A 25,358-nucleotide genomic window follows, 5' to 3' on the forward strand; every position below is an offset into this window, starting at 1 on the left:
ATTCCTGCCCCAGTCGCTTTATAATCGCCCCACCTGGCCTGTCTGGCTGATTAAAAAAGAATTGTTCAAATGACTAAAAAATCGATTTACGTTGCTTACACCGGCGGTACTATCGGCATGCAGCGTTCAGAACAGGGCTACATTCCTGTATCCGGCCATTTACAGCGCCAGCTGGCGTTGATGCCCGAGTTCCACCGTCCTGAAATGCCTGATTTCCATATTCAGGAATATTCACCGCTGATGGATTCGTCGGACATGACGCCGGAAGACTGGCAGCACATCGCCGACGACATTCAGGCGCACTATGACCAGTACGACGGTTTTGTTATCTTGCACGGCACGGATACCATGGCGTTCACCGCCTCTGCGCTGTCTTTCATGCTAGAGAACCTCGACAAGCCGGTAATCGTCACCGGTTCGCAGATCCCGCTTGAGGCTTTGCGCTCGGACGGTCAAATCAACCTGCTCAATTCCCTGTATATTGCCGCTAACCACCCGGTTAACGAAGTCACGCTGTTCTTCAACAATCGCCTGTATCGCGGCAACCGCAGCACCAAGGCGCACGCCGATGGTTTTGATGCCTTTGCGTCTCCGAACATGGCACCGTTGCTCGAGGCCGGGATTCATATTCGCCGTCTCGCTACGCCGTCTATTCCGGCAACCCACGGTCCGCTGCGCGTGCATAACATTACGCCGCAACCGATTGGCGTGGTCACGATTTATCCGGGCATTTCTGCTGAAGTGGTGCGTAACTTCCTGCAGCAGCCGGTGAAAGCGCTTATTCTGCGCTCTTACGGCGTTGGCAATGCGCCGCAGAAAGGCGACCTGCTGAAGGAGCTTAAAGAGGCCTCCGAGCGCGGCATCGTGGTGGTAAACCTGACCCAGTGTATCTCCGGCAAGGTGAACATGGGCGGTTACGCAACCGGTAATGCGCTGGCGCACGCGGGCGTTATCAGTGGTTTTGACATGACCGTGGAAGCCACGCTGACTAAGCTGCACTACCTGCTGAGCCAGCCGCTTTCGCCGGAAGAGATCCGCGAACAGATGCAGCAAGACCTGCGCGGAGAGTTAACTCTTTAAGGGGATAAGATGAAATCTGCGCTGTTGCTTATCGATCTGCAGAACGATTTTTGCCACGGCGGTGCCTTGGCCGTGGCCGAAGGCGATGAAACGGTCAACATCGCCAATCTGGCTATTGCCGCCTGTCGTCATGCCAATATCAAGGTCGTGGCCTCGCAGGACTGGCACCCGGCAGATCATCGCAGTTTTGCCCTAAACTCCTCGGCCGAGCCGTGGACGGTCGGCGAACTCGAAGGCCTGCCGCAGGTATGGTGGCCGGTACACTGCGTGCAGAACACGCCAGGCGCAGACTTTCACCCCCAGCTCAACACTGCCGGACTGGACTACATTGTGCATAAAGGTCAGGACGCAGCGATTGACAGCTACAGCGCCTTTTTCGATAACGGTAAGCGAGCGGCAACCGCGCTGCACCCCTGGCTGCAACGCGAGCAGGTTGAGCAGCTGATTGTTATGGGGCTAGCGACCGATTACTGCGTCAAGTTCAGCGTGCTCGATGCGCTGGCGCTGGGATATCAGGTGACGCTGTTAAGCGACGGCTGTCGCGGCGTTAATCTTCAGCCCGATGACAGCAAGCGGGCAATCGAAGAGATGCAGCAGGCGGGGGCCAAGGTACAAAACCTCTCTCAGCTGGTCAGCAACCTGCACTTTACCCTTTAAAATTCACGACGTCGGGTGACGGCCCTTTCCCGCCCCGATTCACTACCAAAAGAAGTCGATTAACTATGACTGTAAAGATTCATACCCAGCAGGAAATCGAAAAGGCGCGCATCGCCGGTAACACGGCGGCAAAAGTGCTCGAGTTCATCAAGCCTTACGTCAAAGTCGGCATCACAACCAATGAAATTGACCAGCTTTGCCACGACTATATCGTCAACGAGCTGAAGGTAACGCCCGCTAACATCGGCTACCACGGCTACACCAAAACCTCGTGTACCTCGGTGAACCACGTGGTTTGCCACGGCATTCCGGCCGATAAAAAACTGAAGGACGGCGATATCGTTAACATTGACGTAGCCATTATTCAGGACGGGTGGTACGGCGATACCAGCCGCATGTACTACGTCGGCAAACCGACCATTCGCGGGCAGCGTCTGGTTGAGGTGACCTATCAGTCGATGGTGGCAGGGATTAAAGCGGTGCGCCCAGGTGCCACGCTAGGCGACGTCGGCGCAGCGATTCAGCAGATTGCCGAGAGCAACGGTTTCTCTGTGGTGCGCGAATACTGTGGCCATGGCGTGGGCGAGGAATACCATACCGAGCCGCAGGTACTGCACTACGGTCGTCCGGGCGAAGGTCTGGTGCTTGAAGCGGGAATGATTTTCACCATCGAACCGATGATCAACGCAGGCAAAGCGGCAACCAGCGTCCTGTCTGACGGCTGGACCGTCGTCACCAAAGACCGCTCGCTGTCGGCACAGTGGGAGCACACCATTGCCGTCACTGAAACCGGTTATGATCTGCTGACTCCGTGGCCAGAAGGTACCGGCGATTACGACGCCCTGTAACGGCATCGCCATTCTTTCTCCTGCTTAAATAAAAGCAGGAGAAAGAATAATTCATAAATAATACCCCACCCAATATTTATATATATTCAGACTGGAAATACTTAACGAAATAAATAAAAAACCTAACTCATAAAATTACGACGCCGATCAAGTTCTGATTAAAAAAACCAATAAATCACTCACTAAATTCTACGCAATGGGCTAGTTTTGATTTCGCCAAACTTAATAATTATTTTATTTTTGGCATGGTGAGTTAACGACAGGAAATAACCTTCTGCTTACGTTAACTCTGAAATTATTTTCCATTAAGGATTAAGGAAACTTCCATTGAATAAATTCAAATCGCTCGCTGCCGTAGCCGTATTGTTTAGTGCCGTTGGTTTCAGCTCTGCGGCTAACGCCGACCTGCTGCCTATCCCACCGATTACTTCCCCAGATATTTGCTCCACGCTGCACAGCCTGGTGCCGGCGGGCACTCCTGCCGACCAAATAGATGCTGGGGAAATTCTTAAGGCTTTGGGACTATTGCCGGCGGATACCACCGTCGGACAAATATTTGCATGTTATAATTAAATTTCACCCCCCCTCCTGCTTTTGGGAGGGGGGTTATTTATAATCTTCAGCAATATTTCAATATTAATAATTCACCCAATAAATATATAAGCCAGAGTTATTACAAAGCGCACCTTGAAGGATCTTATAAATAATGCCACCGCGCCTACCGCCTAAAAAAAACATAAAATATAAAAAAGAGATTGGCGTAATTATTTTACTGCTGTTGTTAGCCTTTTTATTCTGGGGAGATGGGGAAGCGTTTACCGCGTCTCCTGCTCCGCCGCTGACCGTCAGGGTCACCCGGCAAACGCTCGAACTTACCGTCATGGCCAGCGGCATTCTCCAGCCGATTAAACGCATCGACGTCGGTTCTCAGGCCTCGGGGCAGCTTAAAACCCTAAGCGTCACGCCCGGAGACTTTGTTCATCAAGGTCAAGTGCTCGGCGAGATTGACCCTACCCTGTCCCAGAATACCCTGCAGGATGCCGAGGTTGCGCTCAACAGTTTACTGGCGCAAAAGAGGGCTAATCAGGCGCTGGTGAAGCGCTCTGCCCTGTTGCTCAAACGCCAGCAGGCAATGTATACGCAAAGCGCGGCCTCGCAGCAGGACGTGGAGTCGGCCGAGGCGGATATCGCGGTGCAGCAGGCACAACTCACCTCGATGAATGCACAAATCCACCAGCAGCAAATTCGCGTCGATACCGCCAAGACCAATCTTGGCTACACGCGGATTATCGCGCCGGTTAGCGGCACGGTGGTGTCGGTCAATACCCAAGCTGGCCAGACAGTCGTGGCCTCCTACCAGATACCGGTTATTTTACAGATTGCTGACCTAAGCATCATGACCGTACGCGCGCAGATCCCCGAGGCAGACATCAGCCGGGTAAAACCTGGCCTGCCGGTGTGTTTTACCACCCTTGGAGCCGACACTCGCCCGTTATGTAGCACGCTTCGCACCCTCGAACCCGCGCCGGAGACCATTAACAATGCCGTTTTTTATAATGCCCTGTTTGACGTCGCCAATCCGCAGGGCACGCTTAGGCCTGAGATGACTGCGTTGGTCAGCGTTGTGCTGCAACGCGCCGATAACGTGCTCACGATCCCCGTCACCGCCCTTGGCCCGCAGATTGACGCCAGCCACTATCGGGTCAACCTGATGGGCACCGAGGGGAAAACGGTCGCACGAACCATCCTGACCGGCATTGACGACGGTACGAGGATTGAGGTCAAGGAGGGTTTACAGGACGGGGAGGCGTTGGTGATAGCGAGCCTGCCGCCGAGCGAGACGACGAAATGACGCCGCCACTGCTCTCTCTGACCGCTATTAGTCGCCGTTTTCAGAACGGAAACGCGGAAGTCACGGTGCTCAATAACCTTTCTTTGGATATTCATGCCGGCGAGATGGTGGCGATTATGGGGCCGTCTGGCTCGGGAAAGTCCACGCTGATGAATATCCTTGGCTGCCTGGACCGGCCGAGTGACGGGGCTTATCGCATCGATGGGCGAGACGTTCAGCATTTTGACAGCAACGCCCGCGCGCGCCTGCGCAGAGAGCGGTTCGGGTTTATTTTTCAGCGTTACCATCTGATCCCGTCGCTGTCGGTAGCCGATAACGTCGAGGTCCCTGCTCGTTATGCCCGTCATCCGCGCGCGCTGCGGCGTGATAAAGCCTTGCGTCTCCTGAGTCAGTTGGGTCTGAGCGGCCTGGAGACACGCGGCGTCACTCGCCTTTCTGGCGGCCAGCAGCAGCGTGTCAGTATTGCCCGAGCCCTGATTAACGGCGGGGAGATTATTCTGGCCGATGAGCCGACGGGCGCACTGGACAGCCAAAACGGCCGTGATGTGATGCAATTATTACAGCAGTTACATCGTCAAGGGCATACAGTCATTATCATCACCCATGACATCGAGGTGGCACGCTATGCCGGGCGTATTCTCCGGCTCTGCGATGGACAGCTCTGCTCAGACCAACCCAATCAGGCCGAAAAATCGGAATACGTTGAAAAATCGAAAGACGTTAATGCGCCCCCTTTAGTTACTGGAACCCAGGGAGAGACGCCTCACCGGCGGCTCACTCGCTGGGAAGCCATCACCGATAATCTACTCGGCGCCTGCCGCACGCTCTCGGTTCACAAGATGCGTTCCGGCCTCACGCTGCTGGGCATCGTGATTGGCATTGTTTCCGTCGTCTGTCTCAACGCCGCCGGTGAAGGGGCAAGACGCTACGTTCTGGATACGCTCGCCACGCTGGGCGGCAACGTCATCACGCTGCATCCGGGCAAAGGTTTCGGTGATGATGAGGCCGCAAGCCGACGATCGCTCGGCCCGAGAGATCTCAAGCTACTGCTGGCCCAGCCCTGGGTAAAAGCCGCAACGCCCAACGTCAACGCCAGTCTGCGTATTCGCTGGCAGCGCGCAGACACCAACGCCAGCGTCAACGGCACCAGTGCAGAATTCCTTGAAACCAGCAATCTTGAGACGCTGGCAGGCCGCAGCCTGCTGCCGCGTGACGTGGCGCAAAACGGCTCTGTGGTTATCATCAATCAGGCCTTGCAGCAGAAACTTTTTCCGACGGGTATAGACCCGCTGGGTCAAATTATTCTGGTCGGCACACAGCCGTGCCGTATCGTGGGCGTCATGCGCAGTACTTCAGCCTACAATAACGGGGCGCTAACGCTGTGGATGCCCTGGACCACCGCCAGCAGCCGGCTTCTCGGTCAGAACTGGTTCAGTTCAATAGCCGTTTCATTGGAAAACGGCCTCACGTCAGAATCGGCAAAAAAAGCGATACAAAGCCTCCTGACTCGTCTGCACGGGCGGCAGGACTTTTATATGCAGGACAGCGCGGCTTTCGTGAGTTCTATTGAAAAAACCAGTTTTGCGCTAACGCTGTTTTTATCGCTGATCGCCCTGATTTCACTGCTGGTCGGGGGTATTGGCGTGATGAACATCATGCTGGTCTCAGTCACTGAACGCACCCGAGAAACGGGGGTACGTATGGCGGTCGGTGCGCGTCCGCGCGATATCCAATGGCAATTCCTGACCGAAGCCGTGCTGCTCTGTCTGATAGGTGCCGCGATTGGCGTTACGGTGTCACTCGGCCTCGGCGCTGTGCTGGCGCTGTTTATACCCTCGTGGCAGATGGTATTTTCGTTGAAGGCCATGCTGATTGCCGTGGGCTGTGCGGTCGTGGTCGGCATGCTTTCGGGTTGGCTTCCTGCCTGGCAGGCCGCCCGCTTAGACCCCGCAGAAGCGCTGGCTCGCGAATGAGAAACCTGCGCAGGCTTATGCTGTTGAGTATGTTAATCCCGTTAAGCGGCTGCGGCCTGCTGCGAAGTTCTCCGCCCACGCCGCCGCAGCTCCCCACGCACTGGAGTATGCCGTCCCCTGCGACGAAAGAGCAGACCGATTTTTGGGCCTCTCTGGGTGACGCGGATCTGCCCGCAGTATTGGCGCAGGCGCTGCGTCAAAACGACGATATTAAGCTTAGCGCGCTGCGGGCGAAGCTGGCACAGATTCAGTCGTCATTAAGCGGGCTTTCACGCTGGCCCTCGGATTCACTGGGATTCAATGCCGGCGTCAGTCGCCCAATGAACTCCCCCGAGGGTTTTGCTCCTTCCACTTCGCGCTTTGCGGGGGGAAATTTCACGTTGAGCTATCCGTTGGACATCTGGGGGACAGCGATGGCGCAGCGCGAAGCGGCCGAACTCGATGCACAGGCGAGCGAAAACGACTGGCGGGCGGCACGTCTGGCGATTTGCGTTGCCGTTGCGCAGACGCGTTGGCAGCTTGGTTATTTGCATCGTCTGCGCACCCAGGCGTTCGCCGACCTGCATGACGCGCGCAGTACTCTGGAGCTAACGCAGATTCGCTATCGCGCTGGGGCAATTTCGGGAGGGGATCAGGTATTTGCCCGGCAGTCGGTAGTCAGCCAGCAGGCAACGTTATCGCAGCTTGAGCAGCAAATTGTCGAGACCAGACATGCGTTTGCGCTACTGATGGGCGCGCCACCGGAGTCACCACAGCCCGAGCTTGATGACTTGCCGGACACTGTCTTGCCTGTCCCTGCGGCAGGATTACCGGTGGACCTGCTCTCACGGCGTGCCGATGTTCACGCCGCAGAACTGAGGGTGCGCAGCAGTCTGGCGGATGCCGATGCCACGCGTCTTAGTTTTTACCCTTCCCTGACCTTGACCGGCAGCTATGGCACCTCGAGTCCCACGCTGACGCAGTATCTGGCCAACCCCATAGGGCAGTTGGCCGCCGCGCTCACCCTGCCATTCGTTCAGTTTAATACAGCCCGGCTCAGCAACCAGAGTGCTCGCGTGGCCTATGAAGCCGAGTCGGTCAGTTTCAGAAAAACGCTGTATCGCGCGTTGCAGGAAACAGAAGACGCGCTCTCCGCCCGCATCCGTTTGAGCGAACAGGCACAGTATCTCAATGAAGCGCTGGCCCTGACGCAGGAGGCTGAACGCGTGACCTTCTCACGCTGGCAGCTTGGGCGCACAGACATTCAACCTTGGCTCGACGCAAAAGGCGCTCGTCGACGAGCGACGTTGAACCTGATGCAAAATACGCTGGCGCGCCGAAATAATGCGGTCCAGATCTATGCTGCGCTCGGCGGGGATTATCACCAGCGCCAATGACCTCGCCATGTGAACAATTAAGGGTTGGGACTCGTCCGGTGCCAGCCCCTGTCTCTAGAGATTGGTTAGAGGAACACCGGTTTACTGTCAGGAACCATTCTTAATCTTGATCAAGCTTTCCTGGAGAAACTGGTGCTTAAGCTCTTGCTTACTCTTTGTGACTATCTGACCATCGGTACCCACCGTCATATGCTGGGCGTCAACGTTATGGCGTGCCTGATAGAGCATGACGACCTGAAGGCTGTGCTCTTTTTGCTGCTCGGTCAAACGGACGCCGTCCGGCCATTTGCCCAACTCGACGGCCAAGGCGAGACGTTGGTAAATTTCAGGGGTCATGACGTCGACAAGTTCACGAATTTCCATTCAAAACACTCCCACGCTTCACAGAATTATTCCAGCTTGATGAATAAATGGCTGAATCGATTTTGTTAAATGTTTTTAATATTTCCCTGCGGCAGACCCGGCGCGGAACTTGCCGGGTCTGCCGAAGAAATTAGCCTGCAGTCTTCTCGCCGTTCTCGCCATCAATGAAGCTCATTGACGCGGAATTCACACAGTAACGGTCACCTGTAGGCTCTGGACCATCAGGGAAAACGTGGCCCAAATGCGCGTCACAGTTGGAACAGCGGATCTCTACGCGCTCCATCCCATGAGAATTATCGGTAAGATAGCGAATAGCATCATGCGTCACCGGTTGATAGAAGCTCGGCCATCCACAGCCCGCATCAAACTTGGTGTCCGAGTAAAACAGCGGCGCATTACAGCACAGGCAGTGATAGATGCCGTCACGCGTATTGTGCAGCAATTTTCCGGTGTAGGGGCGCTCCGTGCCGCGCTCTTGCGTCACATAACGTTGAATTTCAGTAAGTTCTGGATTTTGAGGGGTATCTTTGAATTCGTTGGCCATGGGTGCCGTTCTCTTCGAGATGAAAAAATCAACTAAAATAACAGTTAATAATAACAAAAAAGTAACAACGAGTCAGCCGGTTTTGGCTTAAACTCTATGCCATTGGTGCGGGGCGCAGACATGTGTGATGGTGATCACATATTTGATCTGCGGCAGTTTAAACCCCGTAAATACGCCCCAATATGCGTAACAGCTGATAATGAAACGGAACGTACAATAAGCGAACAATAGTAGGTGCAAGGTTTGACTTACCGCAACAATTGTTGCGATTCCGCTTGACGCTCACCAAGGTTTTTGTAATTTTACAATCAACCTTTATTCACTGAAAAATAGCTGGTGGAATATATGACTATCAAAGTAGGTATCAACGGTTTTGGCCGTATCGGCCGTATCGTTTTCCGTGCTGCGCAGGAACGTTCTGACATCGAAATCGTTGCTATCAACGACCTGTTAGACGCTGACTACATGGCATACATGCTGAAATATGACTCTACTCACGGTCGTTTTGACGGCACCGTTGAAGTAAAAGACGGTCATCTGGTTGTTAACGGCAAAACCATCCGCGTTACCGCTGAGCGTGACCCAGCTAACCTGAAATGGAATGAAGTGAACGTTGACGTTGTAGCGGAAGCTACCGGTATCTTCCTGACCGACGAAACCGCACGTAAACACATCGAAGCTGGCGCTAAGAAAGTTGTTCTGACTGGCCCTTCTAAAGATGACACTCCTATGTTCGTGATGGGCGTGAACCACAACTCTTACGATGGTCAGGAAATCGTTTCTAACGCTTCTTGTACCACCAACTGCCTGGCGCCACTGGCTAAAGTTATCAACGACAAGTTCGGTATCGTTGAAGCGCTGATGACCACTGTTCACGCAACGACTGCAACTCAGAAAACCGTTGATGGCCCGTCTCACAAAGACTGGCGCGGCGGCCGCGGCGCATCTCAGAACATCATCCCTTCTTCTACCGGTGCAGCTAAAGCAGTAGGTAAAGTTATTCCTGCTCTGAACGGTAAACTGACCGGTATGGCTTTCCGCGTACCTACCCCTAACGTTTCCGTTGTTGACCTGACTGCGCGTCTGGAAAAACCAGCTTCTTACAAAGAAATTTGTGCAGAACTGAAACGCGCTTCAGAAAACGAGCTGAAAGGTATCCTGGGCTACACTGAAGATGAAGTGGTTTCTACCGATTTCAACGGCGAAAAACTGACTTCTGTATTCGATGCTAAAGCAGGTATCGCTCTGAACGACAACTTTGTGAAACTGGTTTCCTGGTACGACAACGAAACTGGCTACTCAAATAAAGTTCTGGACCTGATCTCTCACATCGCTAACAAATAAGTTAACGTTGTGTTGGACTGACAGAGGGCGACGATAAGTCGCCCTTTTTCGTTTAGCCCAACGTCTGTCAGTTCTTCCCTGTCGTAGTTTTCACTCGATATTGCACAGGACTACACCATGAGCGAACAATTTTTCACGCTTCCCGTGACCAAACAAATCTCTCCTTCTATCAGCCAAAGCCAAATTGCAGACCTGCCATTGCTGGTTATCACGCATCCGAAGGGTCGTGCGGCCATCACGCTTCAGGGCGCACATCTGGTGAGCTGGCAACCGACTGGCCAGAAACCGGTCATCTGGCTGAGCAGCGAAACTGCCTTCGAGCCGGGTGTTGCCATCCGAGGCGGCGTTCCCGTGTGTTGGCCCTGGTTTGGGCCCGCAGGTAAACCCTCTCACGGCTTCGCACGCAACCTACCCTGGCAGTTAACCGCGCACAGCGAGAATGATTCGGTGGTCAACCTGACCCTTACGCTGAAAGACAGTGAAGAGACGCGCAAATATTGGCCGCACGCCTTTACCTTGCATGCACATTTCTCTTTCGGCGATCAATGCTCCATCGAACTCGAGTCGCACGGCGACTTTGAGACCACCAGCGCCCTGCACGCCTACTTCGAGATTGGTGACATTAGCGAGGTGAAGGTAGAAGGTTTAGGCCAGCCTTATATCGATAAGGTGGCCAATGGCGAAACCGCGTTGTTGCAAGGCCCACTGACGTTCAATGGCTTAACGGATCGCATCTTTACCGATCCCGAAAAAGAAAGCCTGATTGTCGATCCGGTGCTCAAACGTACCCTTAGCGTTAAACATCAAGGCAATAGCGACGTGGTGAGCTGGAATCCGGGTGCGGAGAATTCCGCATCGATGAAAGACATGGCCGATGACGGCTATAAAACCATGGTTTGCGTCGAGACCGCGGCTATCTCACATTCCCAGATAAGCACCGCCGCGGCACCCGCGAAACTGGCGATCGTCTTTGGTATTAAATAAAAGCCTTAGGTTTTAAATAAAAGGTAGCGCCAAAAAGGGACGACCTCTGTCGTCCCTTTTTTTAAACGATATCCAGTGGAGTCTTTTGATTCGGAGCGGGGAACGCCTGGTCGATAAGCGCAAGTTCGTGTGCGTTGAGACGCAGGTTAAGTGCGGCGGCATTCTCTTTGACGTGGTCAGGCTGTACGGCTTTCGGAATAGCAATCACGTTATCGAAACGCGTTACCCACGCCAGCGCGATTTGCGCACTGCTGACGTTTCTTGCCCTCGCCAGCTGTTGCATAATGGGATGATGCAACACCTCCTGACGGAGATTACCCGCCTGTGCCAGCGGACAATAAGCCATAATCGGCATCTCATGGTCGCGACACCAGGGCAGAAGTTGGTGTTCAATCCCGCGAGAAGCAGCATGGTAAAGCACCTGATCGGTCATGCACTTCTGTCCCCCCTGCACCTGCCAGAGCTCGTCGAGATCATGGGTGTCAAGATTCGAGACACCCCACTGTCGAATTTTACCGGCTTTTTGCAATAACTCCATGGCAAGCACGGTTTCTTCCAGTGGGATCGATCCACGCCAGTGCAACAGATAGAGGTCGATACAGTCCGTTTTAAGACGGTGCAAGCTCTGTTCACAGGCTTTCACTGCGCGAGCGCCCCCTGCGTTCTGCGGATAGACTTTCGAGACCAGGTAAACTTTATCCCTGCGACCGGCAATCGCCTCACCCACCACTCGTTCAGCCCCACCGTCGGCATACATTTCTGCGGTATCAATCAGGGTCATCCCCAGGTCAATCCCCTGCTGTAAGGCATTGACTTCAGAGCGAAAGGCCGACTCTCGCTCTCCCATAAACCAGGTACCCTGTCCAACGGCGGGTACCCGTGTTCCATTAGGAAATTCTACGGTTTTCGCGTTCATCATTTGCTCCTGTCCAGGTCATTATTATTCGGTGTGAAAAGCGTTAAGAGTGTGCAAAGCCTCTTCACCTTTAATACTGTGAGGCAGTTCTCAAAATCAATGACCACGTCGCCGCTGCCCTCCAGACGTGCAAATGGGGCGAAACGCCCCATTAAGTAGCAAAATAAGCACCAAATTAGTGCACCTTGATGCTTATGCCGTCATTAGAAGGTATAGCTTACTCCGGTCATCAGGACGCCAGTATAAGATTTATCTACCATAGGGCTGTCTTTGATTTCATCAGCCAGGCGGATGTAGCGACCGGTCACGAACGCCTGCCACTGTGGGGCAAAGCTGTAACGTGCTGAAACTTCAACATAGGGGTTAACGCTGTCGCCAGGCTTGTAGCTGTTCAGGCCGCTACGGTGAGACTCGCTACTGTTAATGCCGTAGTAGTATTTGTTCTCGTTAGCACTGTCCCACATCACACCCACGCCAGGGACAACGGCCCATTTGTCGCCATGGAAGGTATAAAGATAAGCCAAATCGCCGACAATGCCATTGCTGTAGTTCAGAGTATCGCCGGTCAGCATGGCACGAAGGGTGCCCCACTCCGCATCATGATTATAGGCTACGCCGGCCATCAGTGTGCCGCGACGACGGTTTAGACGTTTCATCTGGTCGTCGTCACTGTCGCTCGGTTTAAAACCGAAAGGATTATAACCTGCTACCAGACTCAGCTGATTTTGCTTGTCTTTCCACAGATAGTATCCTCCCATCAGCGAATGGAAGTAGAAATTGTCTCCTTCGTAGTCGATAACAGGGATCGGATAAACTTTAGTGTCGTATCCGCGATAAACGCTGGAGCTGCCGAGCGCAGCTGCGCCCAGAGACAGGTCACCCGCATAGGCGGACTGGCAGAGCATTGCTGCAACGGCAGCGAAAGGCAGAGCCTTGAGAAAGACAGTTTTCATTACATTCATCCGTAAGTTTTGAAATCGGCGACAGTGTAAAACATCTGTAACGAAGCGTCAGGGAATTCGCACAAAAACCTAAAGCAACCGAATAATTTATATGCGGATTATGAAATAATTATGACTAAAAAATGCTCATTATTCCTGCACCCCACGTCCTGCAAGGCCTGAAAGCGGTATTCCAATAACTGAGTCCTTGATATGGCTTAAAAAACTAACATTTCGCACAGGAAATTTTTGCAAGGTCAAACTACGCTTATATATAGGAGAAAAAACTTGCTGAGGATGTAACCTGTACGTGTTGCTCATGACTGACCATGACTCTACTTAAATTAAATAGAGCAACAATAAGTTGGCATAAGGGTTGCTAAATCTTTAACAGATAGTCAGTAAGGGGAATTTTCTTCCGGGAGCTGTATCACCGCTTTATTGGCTCTCTTTAACCTGTGCTAAATAACGAAGGACGGGCATCTATGAACATATTTGACCATTATCGCCAGCGCTATGAAGCTGCCAAGGATGAAGAGTTCACACTGCAGGAATTTCTTACCATCGCTCGGCAAGATCGCAGTGCTTATGTTAATGCCGCGGAACGCCTGTTGATGGCAATAGGTGAACCCGTCATGGTCGACACCGCGCTTGAACCACGCCTGTCGCGTTTATTCTCCAACCGTGTTGTCGCACGCTATCCAGCCTTTGAAGAATTCTATGGGATGGAGGAAGCAATCGAGCAAATTGTCTCTTATCTCAAACATGCCGCTCAGGGCCTGGAAGAGAAGAAACAGATCCTCTATTTACTCGGCCCAGTCGGCGGCGGTAAATCATCCCTGGCTGAAAGACTAAAAGCGTTAATGCAAAGGGTTCCGATTTACGTCTTGAGCGCCAACGGTGAACGTAGCCCGGTCAACGACCATCCTCTGTGCCTGTTTAATCCGCAGGAGGATGCCCATATTCTTGAAAAAGAATACAACATTCCAACCCGCTACCTCGGCACTATTATGTCGCCCTGGGCGGCAAAACGTCTGCACGAGTTTGGCGGCGATATCACCAAGTTCAAAGTAGTTAAAGTCTGGCCGTCAATTCTCGAACAGATTGCGATAGCCAAGACCGAACCCGGTGACGAAAACAATCAGGATATTTCGGCGCTGGTGGGTAAGGTCGATATCCGCAAACTTGAAAACCACGCGCAGAACGATCCTGACGCCTACGGCTATTCAGGCGCACTGTGCCGTGCAAACCAGGGTGTGATGGAATTCGTCGAGATGTTCAAGGCGCCAATTAAGGTCTTGCATCCGCTGTTGACCGCGACCCAGGAAGGTAACTATAACGGGACTGAGGGGATCTCTGCCCTGCCGTTTAACGGGATTATCCTGGCACACTCCAACGAATCTGAGTGGGTGACCTTCCGCAACAACAAAAACAACGAAGCCTTCCTTGACCGCGTCTATATTGTGAAGGTGCCTTACTGCCTGCGCGTGTCGGAAGAGATGAAGATTTACGACAAACTGCTTAGCCACAGTGAACTAGTGCATGCACCATGCGCACCGGGAACCCTTGAAACCCTGGCGCGGTTCTCTATCCTTTCACGCCTGAAATCACCTGAGAACTCAAGCATTTTCTCCAAAATGCGGGTTTACGACGGTGAAAGCCTGAAAGATACCGACCCGAAAGCCAAGTCGTATCAGGAATACCGTGACTACGCCGGCGTTGATGAAGGAATGAACGGCCTGTCTACGCGTTTTGCCTTCAAAATTCTGTCTCGCGTATTTAACTTTGACCATGCAGAAGTGGCGGCCAACCCGGTTCACCTGTTCTACGTACTGGAACAGCAGATTGAGCGTGAACAGTTCCCGCAGGACGTGGCAGAGAAATATCTCGAGCACCTGAAAGGCTATCTGATCCCTAAATATGCCGAATTCATCGGTAAAGAGATCCAGACCGCCTACCTTGAGTCGTATTCGGAATACGGACAGAACATTTTCGACCGTTATGTCACCTATGCCGACTTTTGGATCCAGGATCAGGAGTATCGCGACCCGGATACCGGCCAGCTGTTTGACCGTGAGTCCCTGAATGCCGAGCTGGAAAAAATTGAGAAACCGGCAGGTATTAGCAACCCTAAAGATTTCCGTAACGAAATAGTCAACTTCGTTCTGCGAGCCCGTGCTAATAATAGTGGTCGTAATCCGAACTGGACAAGTTACGAGAAGTTACGCACGGTTATTGAGAAAAAAATGTTCTCAAATACCGAAGAGTTGCTGCCAGTTATCTCCTTTAACGCCAAGACGTCGACCGATGAGCAGAAAAAGCACGATGACTTTGTCGACCGAATGATGGAAAAAGGATATACACGTAAACAGGTTCGCCTGCTTTGTGAATGGTATCTGCGCGTGAGGAAATCATCGTAACAAGCACTCGGAGTTAAAGCGGGGATCGTTGGCAACGTTGTTTGGGGGCTATATGACGTACTTTATTGACCGTCGACTGAATGGCAAGAATAAAAGCGCGGTTAACCGCCAGCGCTTTTTGCGCCGCTATAAGTCGCAAATAAAACAGTCGATCGCCGAGGCCATCAATAAGCGTTCGGTTACCGACGTTAGCAGCGGGGAGTCCGTGTCGATCCCCGTTGAAGATATCAACGAACCCATGTTTCATCAGGGCCGCGGTGGGTTACGCCACCGCGTTCATCCTGGCAACGATCACTTCGTGCAGAACGACCGCATTGAGCGCCCTCAGGGCGGAGGCGGTGGCGGCAGTGGTCAAGGCGATGCCAGCCAGGATGGTGAAGGTCAGGACGAATTCTCTTTCCAGATATCGAAAGACGAATATCTCGACCTGCTCTTTGAGGATCTGGCGCTGCCGAACCTGAAGAAAAACCAGTATAAGCAGCTTACTGAATACAAAACGCACCGCTCGGGCTTCACCTCCAACGGGGTTCCGGCCAATATTAGCGTCGTCCGTTCTTTGCAAAACTCGTTGGCGCGCCGGACGGCGATGTCGGCAGGGAAAAAACGAACGCTGCGTGAGCTGGAAAGTAACCTTGCCGAGGTTGAGAACAGCGAACCTGCCCAGCTGTTAGAGGAGGAACGGCTGCGAAAAGAAATTGCAGAGTTGAGGCAGCAAATTGCCAAAGTGCCTTTCATTGACACCTTCGACCTGCGCTACAAGAACTATGAACGTCGCCCCGAGCCTTCGAGTCAGGCGGTGATGTTCTGTTTGATGGACGTATCCGGTTCGATGGATCAGGCCACCAAAGATATGGCTAAGCGTTTCTATATCCTGCTCTATCTGTTCCTGAGCCGTACCTATAAAAACGTCGACGTGGTGTATATACGTCACCATACTCAGGCGAAAGAGGTCGACGAACAAGAGTTCTTCTACTCTCAGGAAACGGGGGGAACCATTGTCTCCAGCGCACTGAAGTTGATGGATGAAGTGATTCAGGAACGCTACGACCCTGCTCAGTGGAACATCTATGCGGCGCAGGCGTCGGACGGCGATAACTGGGCCGATGACTCACCGCTGTGCCACCAGCTTTTGGCGCAGAAAATTCTGCCGATGGTACGTTATTACAGCTATATCGAGATTACGCGTCGTGCGCATCAGACGCTGTGGCGTGAGTACGAGGTTCTGCAGCAGCATTTTGGCAACTTTGCTATGCAGCACATCCGTGAACAGGAAGATATTTATCCTGTATTCCGCGAACTGTTCCACAAGCAGACGACAGAAAACTAATCTTCATTGCTTATTAAAATCACAGCCGGTAATTAACCTTACTGGCTGTTTTTTTGTAATTCAACCTGGAGTGTTACTCTGCCGTCAGTAACTCATAAATATAATAAACGATACAATGTCACACTCAGGGTGTAGTCTATTGATCAGGCTATTTTGGATCATCCCGGTCAGCGCGTCATTCTCATCCCTCTGACAGCATTTGAGGTAAGCACCCTCGTTAGAATGGGAGTTCCCATGGATCCGACAAGGTTTATTTCATTCATTCACGCACACGAGCGCGGTATCAATAAATGAATACTGATCTTACACCAGAAACAGAAGTTTGCCCCTTTTGCCACACAAATTTAGAAGAGAAATCAGACAGATGTAAGCAATGTGGTGCCGAGAGAGTCGTTGGCCACATCAATGCCCAGCAACGTAAAAAGCTCAATTTATTCCGTGCTGCATTATTCATTATTCTCTGCGGGTACTTTTATTTTCAACTGCAGGAACCCGGTAGTATTGTCCTGTTAGTCAGCGTATTTATCGTCGGAATAATACTGATCGTTATTGTTCCACACCTTTATTACAGGTTTAAAAATAAAAATAACATAATCTGGAAAAGGAAAAGCAGCCCGACGTAAACATGATAATGCCTCTTTTGAGGCATGTTTACCCTCTCCCTCTCGTCATACTTCCCTCTTCATCCCTTAAGGTATGTCTCTCTACAGCGTGCGAGCTCTGCGCGCGCCTGCGTGCCTCCTTCAAAACAGGGTCTTAAAAGCCCATCTCGGATTTTTTTTATGTTTTAGGTTTGCTATAAAGCGCGCTGGTGTTCTAAACTATTGACACAATAAGAGTATTTAATTACATAGCTTTACTATTAATAATCATTTTACTCCATGCCAGCGTATGGAATGCTTTTAACAGTTCAAACTTACGACTACGAAGCGGTATAACGAATGAATAATAAACTCAGGTCCGATACTAACACCTGCTCTATTTGTAATACGGAAATGCCTGCAGACGTGACGCATTGTTCAAACTGCAAGGCTCATATGATAAAAGGTTATATTGATGCATCTGCAAGAAAATCGAGGCGGATGGCTGTGATTACTCTTTTAATTGCAAGCGCACTGACTTTCTACTATTTGTATCCTACTACCAGTAATCCTCCGATGCTTTTCCTGGCATTTGCCTTATCTATTGTGCTTTCATTCATATTTCCCTATATCTATTACAGAGTAAAAAATAAAAACAACATTATCTGGAAGCGTAAAGCACTCTAGATAATCAACTCTTCGATGGTACGGGGATGGCGTTGCCTCCCCACGCTCATTGCTTATCTCAAACGCCTCATGCCCGCTGCTTTTTAGGACTAAACCTAAATCACCACCACTTCTCAACCTATTGATTAAAATAATAAAAAATCAAAAAAAAGCACGAATAGAACCCACTTCGTTCAAGTTTAAGCAAAATCCTATGCCGCGGTTGTGAAATACTCATGCCGAGTACTTATACTAATAAATGCGGTAACTTTTATGAACAACATGACGAACGAATCTTTTTCACCAGAGAAAAATCATTGTCCTTTTTGCGAGAGCGAACTTGTTAAACAACAAGACCGCTGCATTCAATGCGGTGCGGAAAGAGTTAAGGGACACGTGAGTGCTTCAGAAAGAAGGAAAATACGCTACCTGAGAATTGTGCTGGTCGCGATTTGGGCGGTCATTTTTTCTGCTTTTTATCCTGCCTCAAGCAACTTTGCGCTTAAAGGGCTACTGTTCATCGTCGCCATTGCGGCGTCGCTGATTATTCCCGCTTTATACTTCAAAATTAAAAATAAAGACAATGTCATCTGGAAAAAGAAAGCCATTCCCTGGTAAAAAAAGAATCCTAGGCATTAGCTAAAGATTTCTTGTAATTTTCGAGAAAGTGACCTGCTGAGACTGATGACTAATGGCGTTAACCCATTATGCTTTATCATCAGGATGCTTAGCAGGTCCTTAGTCGTGTTGCCTTTCCTTACTTATGCTGTTTGGGGTAGATTCGTTTTCAGTGAATGGCGGCATACAAGCCAGCGGCAGCCAGCGACATCCAGAACAAGGTGCACACTGCAAATATCCCTAACCAAACCTTTTCATTGTAAGTCATCATAGTCTTTCCCCCACTTATTGCCTGTTCACAACTTAATCACGCCTCGTTAAATAAATGTTGTCATAATATAGTTATCAAAATAGTGATGAAAATCTCATACTTAAAAAGTGAGAGGACACTAAATGGAGGGGATTTAAAAAAAGGTGATGAAAATCTCATAATTTAGCGTTTGAAATCCCGAATGGATTAATAATCAACCAACCGTTAACCTCTTTTCTAATACTCTGTCCCCTAAAATATTGCACAAAAGGAGTGCAATATTAGCTATCTTCATACTCCATGATTTATATACTGGGCAATTAACAGACTTTGATATCCAACAATATGAATTAAGGTTTAATGACTCGAGGTGATGCCGTACTCTCACTCATATCCATGTTCTTTCCCTCTGTGCTCTGTGATTCATCCACACGATAAAATCAGTTTTTTAATAATTCGATTACAGGATCCTGACATTCCGCCGCTCTACCCCGTGTTACCTTAGAGACGTGCTATCTAAGCATGTATGTGTAAATATTGGATTTTCTTTTAGCTCGCCACCATGGCGGGCTTTTTTTTGGACAGTAGAATGAAGGGTAAAAAAAAAGCCAACCCTGAGGCTGACTTTTTTAATTAAAAACTGAAACTTACAGACCGTAGACCAGGTTAATTGAGGTCACGGTGTCGGTTTTATTAGGCGCGCTTGAAGGCGGCTTGGTGTTGTAAGTCACGTCATAAGCCACTTTCAGAGAGAAGTCCTTGTTAATAGCAACTGACAACGCCGTTTCGGAGTTCACGGTCGTATCGTCTGCCGCTAAAACAGAAACACCTTCGCTAAATTTCGCGGTATCGCTTATCTGGTATGAATAGGTACCAGACGCATAGGCGATAGCTTTAGTGGTATTGCCACCTGCGGTGAATTCATCATGACGAACGCCCGGACCGGCTTCAAGGTTCAGGGTATGAACTGGGCCATTCCAGATCTGACGACCATAACCCAGGGTCGCAGTATCACGCGCGTGATAACCGTTGAAACGGTCAGTCAGCCAGTTAGCCTGACCAAACAGGTAGTTCACATCAGAAAGGTTGTAACGTGTACGCCCCCCCGCCTGATATTTTTCTGAAGAACGAACGCCTGAAGAAGAGGTGTTAACCGCTGAGCCCCAAATACTGTAAGCCGTATTAGGCTGGAACCAGGTCATAGTGGTATTGGCATTGAGGTTATTGCTACTGCTATTCCCCGTTTGCGCGCTATAACCGGCCTGAACGTTACCGTCGAAATTTTTCTTCGCGGTGGCTGGGTTATCTAACGCGGTGAAGACATCAGTATCAGCAAGACTTGAAACACTAAACAGCGCAGCACCACATACGATGGCACAAGCGGGTAAACGACGAACAACCCTGAAAAACATTTGGTTTCCCCAATAGATTTAGGCGAATAAAGGCTAATAGCCAGTGGAATAATTATGCCCATCACTGCATTTGCATATATGCCTTTGCAGTTTCTACTGCTCAGCATTCTGGCATATTACTAAGTCAACAAATATACAACACCAAGCCAGTAATATCCCTGCCACCGCTGGTTTTTTAGAGCATTCTTAGGGTTGTATATTTCCTGAAATATATACATACAAAAACATTACGCTTCGGTTCGTTGATTTCATACTTTCAACGGTTACGCGAAGGAAATACGCGTTGTTTGACTCCGCCCTTCGATCTGCATCTTCACTACTGTCCTTCTCGCCCTCAACAGCGCAGATAAAATGCTGTTGCGTTCGCAATTTCCTGCTAACCCTCGTCGAACCTTGTCCTTTTCTCCGGCGCGGGTTAGTTTTAAACTATGTTTTAAAACATAAGTCTTTGCCGCGGTTTTCGCTGGCAGCCTTCAGGAGGAATGTTCATGGCACTTCAGCAAGAGATAATCCAGGCTCTGCACGTCAAACCACAAATCGACGTGGAGCAGGAAGTTCGCGTCAGCGTCGATTTCCTAAAAAGTTACCTGCGTGCTCACCCTTTTATTAAGTCTTTGGTACTTGGCATAAGCGGCGGGCAGGATTCTACTCTTACCGGCAAACTTTGCCAAACGGCAATTAACGAATTACGCAGCGAATCTCCGGATGCAGGCTATCAGTTTATTGCCGTACGCCTGCCGTATGGCGTTCAGGCAGACGAGTCAGACTGCCTCGACGCTATCAATTTTATCAAGCCTGACAGTGTGTTAACCGTAAATATCAAAAACGCCGTGCTGGCAAGCGAGGCAACGTTACGTGATATTGGCATCGAGTTAAGCGACTTTATTAAAGGTAATGAAAAAGCACGCGAGCGTATGAAAGCGCAGTACAGCATTGCCGGTATGAAATCTGGCGTGGTGGTCGGCACTGATCATGCGGCCGAAGCTGTCACCGGATTCTTTACCAAATACGGTGACGGTGGCACCGATATCAACCCTATCTTCCGCCTAAATAAGCGCCAGGGTAAAGCATTGCTGAAGCATCTGGGTTGCCCGGCGCATCTTTACACCAAGGCTCCGACGGCCGATCTGGAAGACAATCGCCCCGCTCTTCCCGATGAAGCCGCACTCGGCGTGACTTATGAGCTGATTGACGACTACCTTGAAGGCAAAACCATCGAGCCACAGTATGCGAAAATTATCGAAAACTGGTACCTGCGGACCGAGCACAAACGTCAACCGCCGGTGACCGTGTTTGATGACTTCTGGAAATAATCCCCTGCAATAACCTCAATTCGTTCGGGACATCGCCAGCGGTGTCCTGATTATTTTCCAATTTTCAGTACACCTCATTCACCGCGTCTCTTTCTATTTAGTAACGAAATCATTACTCTTGTACCCTTTTTTAGAATGGATGCGCGCAACGCAATGCAAAAATTCCTTTTCTTATTATTAACTCTGGTTTTGCTCGGCCCCTTGGGTATCGACCTCTATCTGCCTGCGATTCCAGCAATTTCCCGCGGACTGGACAGCAGCGAGAGCGTCATTCAATCGTCGATCTCGCTGTTTATTCTGGTGCTGGGCCTTGGGCAACTGCTCGCCGGACCGCTGGTTGACCGCTACGGCCGTCGCCCGATGGCGATTGCCGGTATTTTGCTGTACATGATAGGCGTCAGCGTCGCCGCCACCTCGGTTAACGCTGCGATGTTTATGGCTTCCCGCGTTGTGCAGAGTCTCGGTGTTTGTTGTACCTCAGTGGTGCTGTTCAGCAGCGTGCGCGACAGACTTTCAGGCGATGACGCCGCGCGCGCCTTTGGTTTCCTCAACGGTACCCTGAATATCGTGCCCGCTCTCGCGCCGTTAATCGGCGGGCTGATTGCCCAATATTACGGCTGGCGCGCGCCTTTCTGGGCGCTGCTTGGCTATACCACCGTAACCCTGCTGCTGGTGCTGGCCTTCCTGCCGGAAACTCGCCCTGCGCATACTCGACAGGTCGGCAGCCTGCCGTTGCGTCAGTATTGGCGCATCCTTAGCGACAGCAACTTTCTTATCTTTGCTTTGGTCAACGCAGGGGCAATGGGCATGGCGCTGACCTACGTTTCCCTTGCGCCAAACGTGTTGATGACCACTGGCGGGCTCTCTCCGCTGCAATTTTCGCTGGTCTTTGGCGCTAACGGCTTCTGGATTATGCTCATGAGCTACATCGCCAACCGTATTATCCGCAAGGTTGGCCGTCCCGTTTGTCTTGCGGCCGGTGGCGTATTTATGCTGTTGGGCGGCACGGCGCTGTATGCCGGTATCGCATTTTTGCCCGCACAAACTCAGCTGGAGACCTGGGTATATATGCTGCCCGTAGCGAGCGCCTGTACCGGATTGGCTTTCGTCATTGGCCCGGCGACCAGCTACGCGCTTGAGCCATATTCGAGCGAGGCGGGAATTGCTTCAGCATTGGTAGGATTCGTGCAGATGGCGGGCGGCGCGGGCCTCGGACTGCTGGCAATGGCCTTACCGATGCAGCCTAAGGCCTGCTTGGGCGTAGTCATGCTGACGGCTTTCGTGCTGGCCTGGTCAGCGAAACGTCGCAGCAAAAAGCTTAAAACAATCCTCACCGCCCATTCATGATAACTGGCCCTCAGGGGCCAGGCAGTCTATTTCACGATAACCGGGACGCGAGGCGCAAGCGCGGTCAGTAGCTCATATCCCAGCGTTCCCGCCGAGGCGGCAACGTCATCAATCGGCAGGTTATCGCCCCACAACTCAACCCCGGTACCAATCTGCGCATCGGGGCACGGCGTCAAATCCACCGCTAGCATGTCCATCGACACCGTCCCCAGCGTCACCGTTTGCACGCCGCCCACCCTAACCGGTGTCCCACTCGGCGCATGACGTGGATAACCATCGGCGTAACCGCAGGCCACCACGCCAACGCGATGTTCACGCTCAGCGCGGTAGCGTCCGCTATATCCGACGCGGTCGCCCGCCACCAGTCCCTGCACCGCGATAATCTCACTGCGCAGCTGCATCACAGGCTTAAGACCCGTATTGGCAATGTCCTGCACGCTACCGCTCGGCGACGCGCCGTAGAGAATAATACCCGGGCGCACCCAGTCGTGATGGGTCTGCGGGTGCCATAGCGTCGCGGCAGAGTTGGCAAGCGAACGGGGACCAGGGATCTGCTGCGTCCCTTTCTCTATATTATCCACCTGCCAGTTCACCCCCTCGGGACTGTCGGCAGTCGCGAAGTGGCTCATAAGCGTGATTTCACCGACCTGTGGCATGGCGCGAAGCTGACCCCAGACATCAGCGGCCTCGTTCGGGTGAAAGCCCAGACGGTTCATGCCGCTGTTGATCTTCAGATAAATATTGACAGGCTTGCTGGCCTCAAAGGTAGACAATGCCGCCAACTGCCAATGGCTGTGAACACTCGTAGTCAGACGGTAGCGATCGATTTCCTTGAGATCGCCGGGGTTGAAAAATCCTTCGAGCAGCAGAATAGGCCCCTGCCAACCGGCCTCCCTCAGCAGCACCGCCTCGTTGAAGTCGAGCAGCGCGAAGCCGTCGGTACTTTGCAGACTTTGCCAGATACGGGCGATACCGTGCCCGTAGGCGTTGGCCTTTACCACCGACCAGACTTTGCTGTGCGGCGCGTGGCGACGAACCACCTGTAGGTTATTATCTAAAGCGGACATCGACAGGGTGGCAGAAATCGGGCGTGGCATGAAAACTCCTGGAGTAAACCTCACTAATGCCCGCCGCTCGTTGAAGGCGGGCATCTGCGTCTTTTATTATGGTTTTGAGGGATTTCCCGGCGTATTAGCCGACCGGGTGCATCTTGTGAGTGTCAGCCTGTGGCACAAATCCTGCGCTGTAGCGCGCGACCGACAGGTCGTCAGACGGGATAGCCGGCGTCACGCCAGACATAATGTCGGCAAGTAGCTGGCCAGAACCGCAGGCCATCGTCCAGCCCAGAGTGCCGTGCCCCGTGTTCAGATACAGGTTTTTCAAGGTAGTCTTGCCAACGATCGGCGTGCCGTCTGGCGTCATTGGACGCAGGCCGGTCCAGAAGGTCGCGTCTTCTACTCTGCCACCGTTTGGATAAAGGTCCTTAACGACCATCTCCAGCGTCTCACGGCGAGCCTTTGCCAGCTGGGTGTTGAAACCAACAATCTCGGCCATGCCGCCTACGCGAATACGCTGGTCAAAGCGGGTAATGGCAATTTTATAGGTCTCATCCAGCACGGTGGAGAACGGTGCAGACGCCTCGTCGGTGATGGGAATAGTCAATGAATATCCCTTGAGCGGATAAACCGGGATCGACACTAAATCTGCCAGCAATGCGGTTGAGTAAGAGCCGAAAGCAACGACGTAGGCGTCGGCCTTGACGACTTCGGTGCCGCAGAGCACGCCGGAGATCTGACCGTTGTCCACCAGCAGGCGGTCAACGCTCTTGTTGAATTCAAAGGTCACACCGGCCTGTCTTGCCATGTCGGCCAGCTGACGGGTAAACATCTGGCAGTCGCCGGTTTCGTCATTTGGCAAACGCAGTCCACCGGTCAGCTTGTGAGCTACCTGAGCTAGTGCCGGTTCCGCATTGGCGAGCTGGCTTGACTCCAGCAGCTCATAAGGTACGCCCGCCTCTTTGAGAACCTCAATATCCTTATAGGCGCTGGCAAACTGCTGCTCGGTGCGGAACAGTTGCAGCGTGCCCCCCTGACGCCCTTCATACTGAATGCCAGTATCTTCGCGCAGCGCTTTCAGGCAGTCACGGCTGTATTCGGCGATGCGTACCATGCGGCTTTTATTAGTCTGGTAGTGGCGCATGTCGCAGTTGCGCAACATTTGCCACATCCATTTGAGCTGGTTACTGGTGCCGTCGAGGCGAATAGCCAAGGGGGCATGGCGCTGGAACATCCACTTAACGGCCTTCAACGGGACGCCTGGAGCTGCCCACGGCGCGGCATAGCCGGGTGAGATCTGTCCAGCATTACCCGCGCTGGTCTCTTCAGCCGGGCCGGCCTGACGATCGATAACCGTCACCTCATGCCCGGCCTTTGCCAGATACCACGCACTGGCGACACCCACTACACCACTGCCTAAAATCACCACTCGCATACTCGACTCCAGTTTGACGCCATATAAAGCATAATATTCTGGCGCAGAAGTTAACC

The 25,358-nt window shown here is 51.8% G+C and carries 22 protein-coding genes; 15 read left to right on the forward strand and 7 right to left on the reverse strand.

Annotation, left to right across the window (positions count from 1 at the left end):
* The first annotated feature begins 69 nt into the window (after positions 1-69).
* From ansA to O1V65_RS08680, 7 genes are all read left to right on the forward strand, one after another.
* Positions 70-1,080: an asparaginase gene (gene ansA, locus O1V65_RS08650; RefSeq protein ID WP_017491012.1), complete on the forward strand. Its 1,011-nt coding sequence runs from the start codon at positions 70-72 to the stop codon at positions 1,078-1,080.
* Positions 1,081-1,089: 9 nt separating this feature from the next.
* The gene (gene pncA, locus O1V65_RS08655; protein WP_192503635.1) at positions 1,090-1,737 is read left to right on the forward strand and encodes a bifunctional nicotinamidase/pyrazinamidase; all 648 of its coding nucleotides are present in this window, start codon (positions 1,090-1,092) and stop codon (positions 1,735-1,737) included.
* Between the two features lie 65 nt (positions 1,738-1,802).
* Complete coding sequence (map, locus tag O1V65_RS08660; RefSeq protein ID WP_269130426.1) at positions 1,803-2,585, forward strand: type I methionyl aminopeptidase; 783 nt, start codon at positions 1,803-1,805, stop codon at positions 2,583-2,585.
* Positions 2,586-2,912: 327 nt separating this feature from the next.
* Complete coding sequence (locus O1V65_RS08665; RefSeq protein WP_269130427.1) at positions 2,913-3,158, forward strand: hypothetical protein; 246 nt, start codon at positions 2,913-2,915, stop codon at positions 3,156-3,158.
* Between the two features lie 133 nt (positions 3,159-3,291).
* Positions 3,292-4,437, forward strand: coding sequence for an efflux RND transporter periplasmic adaptor subunit (locus O1V65_RS08670; RefSeq protein ID WP_017491008.1), 1,146 nt, complete (start codon positions 3,292-3,294; stop codon positions 4,435-4,437).
* Positions 4,434-6,410 carry a MacB family efflux pump subunit gene (locus tag O1V65_RS08675; protein ID WP_269130428.1) on the forward strand — a complete coding sequence of 659 codons (1,977 nt, stop codon included), beginning with the start codon at positions 4,434-4,436 and terminating at the stop codon, positions 6,408-6,410. The genes O1V65_RS08670 and O1V65_RS08675 overlap by 4 nt, the downstream gene beginning before the upstream one ends.
* A 29-nt stretch (positions 6,411-6,439) precedes the next feature.
* The gene (locus tag O1V65_RS08680) at positions 6,440-7,786 is read left to right on the forward strand and encodes an efflux transporter outer membrane subunit (protein WP_269130525.1); all 1,347 of its coding nucleotides are present in this window, start codon (positions 6,440-6,442) and stop codon (positions 7,784-7,786) included.
* Between the two features lie 87 nt (positions 7,787-7,873).
* Here O1V65_RS08680 and O1V65_RS08685 read toward each other — a convergent pair whose 3' ends face one another.
* Positions 7,874-8,149: a YeaC family protein gene (locus tag O1V65_RS08685; RefSeq protein ID WP_017491005.1), complete on the reverse strand. Its 276-nt coding sequence runs from the start codon at positions 8,147-8,149 to the stop codon at positions 7,874-7,876.
* A 130-nt stretch (positions 8,150-8,279) separates the two neighbouring features.
* The gene (gene msrB / locus O1V65_RS08690; RefSeq protein WP_017491004.1) at positions 8,280-8,693 is read right to left on the reverse strand and encodes a peptide-methionine (R)-S-oxide reductase MsrB; all 414 of its coding nucleotides are present in this window, start codon (positions 8,691-8,693) and stop codon (positions 8,280-8,282) included.
* A 345-nt stretch (positions 8,694-9,038) separates the two neighbouring features.
* On the opposite strand from msrB, the gene gapA reads away from it, so the two are divergent.
* Complete coding sequence (gene gapA, locus O1V65_RS08695) at positions 9,039-10,037, forward strand: glyceraldehyde-3-phosphate dehydrogenase (RefSeq protein WP_017491003.1); 999 nt, start codon at positions 9,039-9,041, stop codon at positions 10,035-10,037.
* Positions 10,038-10,154: 117 nt separating this feature from the next.
* Positions 10,155-11,021, forward strand: coding sequence for a D-hexose-6-phosphate mutarotase (locus O1V65_RS08700; protein WP_227956085.1), 867 nt, complete (start codon positions 10,155-10,157; stop codon positions 11,019-11,021).
* A 61-nt stretch (positions 11,022-11,082) separates the two neighbouring features.
* On the opposite strand, the gene O1V65_RS08705 is transcribed toward O1V65_RS08700, so the two are convergent.
* Together O1V65_RS08705 and O1V65_RS08710 are read right to left on the reverse strand one after the other, a co-directional pair.
* Entirely contained in the window at positions 11,083-11,937 is an 855-nt protein-coding gene (locus O1V65_RS08705) for an aldo/keto reductase (RefSeq protein ID WP_017491001.1), read from the reverse strand.
* A gap of 203 nt (positions 11,938-12,140) precedes the next feature.
* Complete coding sequence (locus O1V65_RS08710) at positions 12,141-12,890, reverse strand: MipA/OmpV family protein (protein ID WP_017490999.1); 750 nt, start codon at positions 12,888-12,890, stop codon at positions 12,141-12,143.
* 473 nt (positions 12,891-13,363) lie between these two features.
* Here O1V65_RS08710 and yeaG point away from each other — a divergent pair, with 473 nt between their 5' ends.
* From yeaG to O1V65_RS08730, 4 genes are all read left to right on the forward strand, one after another.
* Positions 13,364-15,298: a protein kinase YeaG gene (gene yeaG, locus O1V65_RS08715; RefSeq protein WP_017490998.1), complete on the forward strand. Its 1,935-nt coding sequence runs from the start codon at positions 13,364-13,366 to the stop codon at positions 15,296-15,298.
* 52 nt (positions 15,299-15,350) lie between these two features.
* Positions 15,351-16,625, forward strand: coding sequence for a YeaH/YhbH family protein (locus O1V65_RS08720; RefSeq protein WP_017490997.1), 1,275 nt, complete (start codon positions 15,351-15,353; stop codon positions 16,623-16,625).
* Between the two features lie 290 nt (positions 16,626-16,915).
* Complete coding sequence (locus O1V65_RS08725; protein ID WP_017490996.1) at positions 16,916-17,248, forward strand: hypothetical protein; 333 nt, start codon at positions 16,916-16,918, stop codon at positions 17,246-17,248.
* Positions 17,249-18,145: 897 nt separating this feature from the next.
* Complete coding sequence (locus tag O1V65_RS08730) at positions 18,146-18,490, forward strand: MFS transporter (protein WP_139802848.1); 345 nt, start codon at positions 18,146-18,148, stop codon at positions 18,488-18,490.
* 897 nt (positions 18,491-19,387) lie between these two features.
* On the opposite strand, the gene O1V65_RS08735 is transcribed toward O1V65_RS08730, so the two are convergent.
* A complete protein-coding gene (locus O1V65_RS08735; protein WP_017490993.1) occupies positions 19,388-20,152 on the reverse strand; it encodes a DUF481 domain-containing protein in 765 nt (254 codons plus the stop codon).
* Positions 20,153-20,640: 488 nt separating this feature from the next.
* Between O1V65_RS08735 and nadE the strand changes: the two genes are divergently transcribed.
* Both nadE and O1V65_RS08745 read left to right on the forward strand, forming a co-directional pair.
* Positions 20,641-21,465, forward strand: a complete 825-nt coding sequence (gene nadE, locus O1V65_RS08740) for an ammonia-dependent NAD(+) synthetase (protein WP_084913204.1) — start codon at positions 20,641-20,643, stop codon at positions 21,463-21,465.
* Positions 21,466-21,618: 153 nt separating this feature from the next.
* Positions 21,619-22,812, forward strand: a complete 1,194-nt coding sequence (locus O1V65_RS08745) for a multidrug effflux MFS transporter (RefSeq protein WP_026110408.1) — start codon at positions 21,619-21,621, stop codon at positions 22,810-22,812.
* Positions 22,813-22,838: 26 nt separating this feature from the next.
* On the opposite strand, the gene dadX is transcribed toward O1V65_RS08745, so the two are convergent.
* The gene (gene dadX, locus O1V65_RS08750) at positions 22,839-23,909 is read right to left on the reverse strand and encodes a catabolic alanine racemase DadX (protein ID WP_192503632.1); all 1,071 of its coding nucleotides are present in this window, start codon (positions 23,907-23,909) and stop codon (positions 22,839-22,841) included.
* 94 nt (positions 23,910-24,003) lie between these two features.
* A complete protein-coding gene (locus tag O1V65_RS08755; RefSeq protein ID WP_017490989.1) occupies positions 24,004-25,302 on the reverse strand; it encodes a D-amino acid dehydrogenase in 1,299 nt (432 codons plus the stop codon).
* Between the last annotated feature and the right edge of the window lie 56 nt (positions 25,303-25,358).

Source organism: Rouxiella badensis (assembly GCF_026967515.2).
GTDB classification, from domain to species: domain Bacteria; phylum Pseudomonadota; class Gammaproteobacteria; order Enterobacterales; family Enterobacteriaceae; genus Rouxiella; species Rouxiella badensis.

Bases quoted from the DNA above. Each gene is read 5' to 3' on its own strand.
- dadX (WP_192503632.1), bottom strand. From the start codon at position 23,909: ATGCCACGCCCGATTTCTGCCACCCTGTCGATGTCCGCTTTAGATAAT.
- ansA (WP_017491012.1), top strand. From the start codon at position 70: ATGACTAAAAAATCGATTTACGTTGCTTACACCGGCGGTACTATCGGC.
- nadE (WP_084913204.1), top strand. From the start codon at position 20,641: ATGGCACTTCAGCAAGAGATAATCCAGGCTCTGCACGTCAAACCACAA.
- O1V65_RS08680 (WP_269130525.1), top strand. From the start codon at position 6,440: ATGTTAATCCCGTTAAGCGGCTGCGGCCTGCTGCGAAGTTCTCCGCCC.
- O1V65_RS08705 (WP_017491001.1), bottom strand. From the start codon at position 11,937: ATGAACGCGAAAACCGTAGAATTTCCTAATGGAACACGGGTACCCGCC.
- O1V65_RS08710 (WP_017490999.1), bottom strand. From the start codon at position 12,890: ATGAAAACTGTCTTTCTCAAGGCTCTGCCTTTCGCTGCCGTTGCAGCA.
- O1V65_RS08730 (WP_139802848.1), top strand. From the start codon at position 18,146: ATGAACAACATGACGAACGAATCTTTTTCACCAGAGAAAAATCATTGT.
- O1V65_RS08725 (WP_017490996.1), top strand. From the start codon at position 16,916: ATGAATACTGATCTTACACCAGAAACAGAAGTTTGCCCCTTTTGCCAC.
- map (WP_269130426.1), top strand. From the start codon at position 1,803: ATGACTGTAAAGATTCATACCCAGCAGGAAATCGAAAAGGCGCGCATC.
- O1V65_RS08670 (WP_017491008.1), top strand. From the start codon at position 3,292: ATGCCACCGCGCCTACCGCCTAAAAAAAACATAAAATATAAAAAAGAG.
- O1V65_RS08685 (WP_017491005.1), bottom strand. From the start codon at position 8,149: ATGGAAATTCGTGAACTTGTCGACGTCATGACCCCTGAAATTTACCAA.
- msrB (WP_017491004.1), bottom strand. From the start codon at position 8,693: ATGGCCAACGAATTCAAAGATACCCCTCAAAATCCAGAACTTACTGAA.
- O1V65_RS08700 (WP_227956085.1), top strand. From the start codon at position 10,155: ATGAGCGAACAATTTTTCACGCTTCCCGTGACCAAACAAATCTCTCCT.
- O1V65_RS08720 (WP_017490997.1), top strand. From the start codon at position 15,351: ATGACGTACTTTATTGACCGTCGACTGAATGGCAAGAATAAAAGCGCG.
- pncA (WP_192503635.1), top strand. From the start codon at position 1,090: ATGAAATCTGCGCTGTTGCTTATCGATCTGCAGAACGATTTTTGCCAC.
- gapA (WP_017491003.1), top strand. From the start codon at position 9,039: ATGACTATCAAAGTAGGTATCAACGGTTTTGGCCGTATCGGCCGTATC.
- O1V65_RS08755 (WP_017490989.1), bottom strand. From the start codon at position 25,302: ATGCGAGTGGTGATTTTAGGCAGTGGTGTAGTGGGTGTCGCCAGTGCG.
- O1V65_RS08745 (WP_026110408.1), top strand. From the start codon at position 21,619: ATGCAAAAATTCCTTTTCTTATTATTAACTCTGGTTTTGCTCGGCCCC.
- O1V65_RS08675 (WP_269130428.1), top strand. From the start codon at position 4,434: ATGACGCCGCCACTGCTCTCTCTGACCGCTATTAGTCGCCGTTTTCAG.
- O1V65_RS08735 (WP_017490993.1), bottom strand. From the start codon at position 20,152: ATGTTTTTCAGGGTTGTTCGTCGTTTACCCGCTTGTGCCATCGTATGT.
- yeaG (WP_017490998.1), top strand. From the start codon at position 13,364: ATGAACATATTTGACCATTATCGCCAGCGCTATGAAGCTGCCAAGGAT.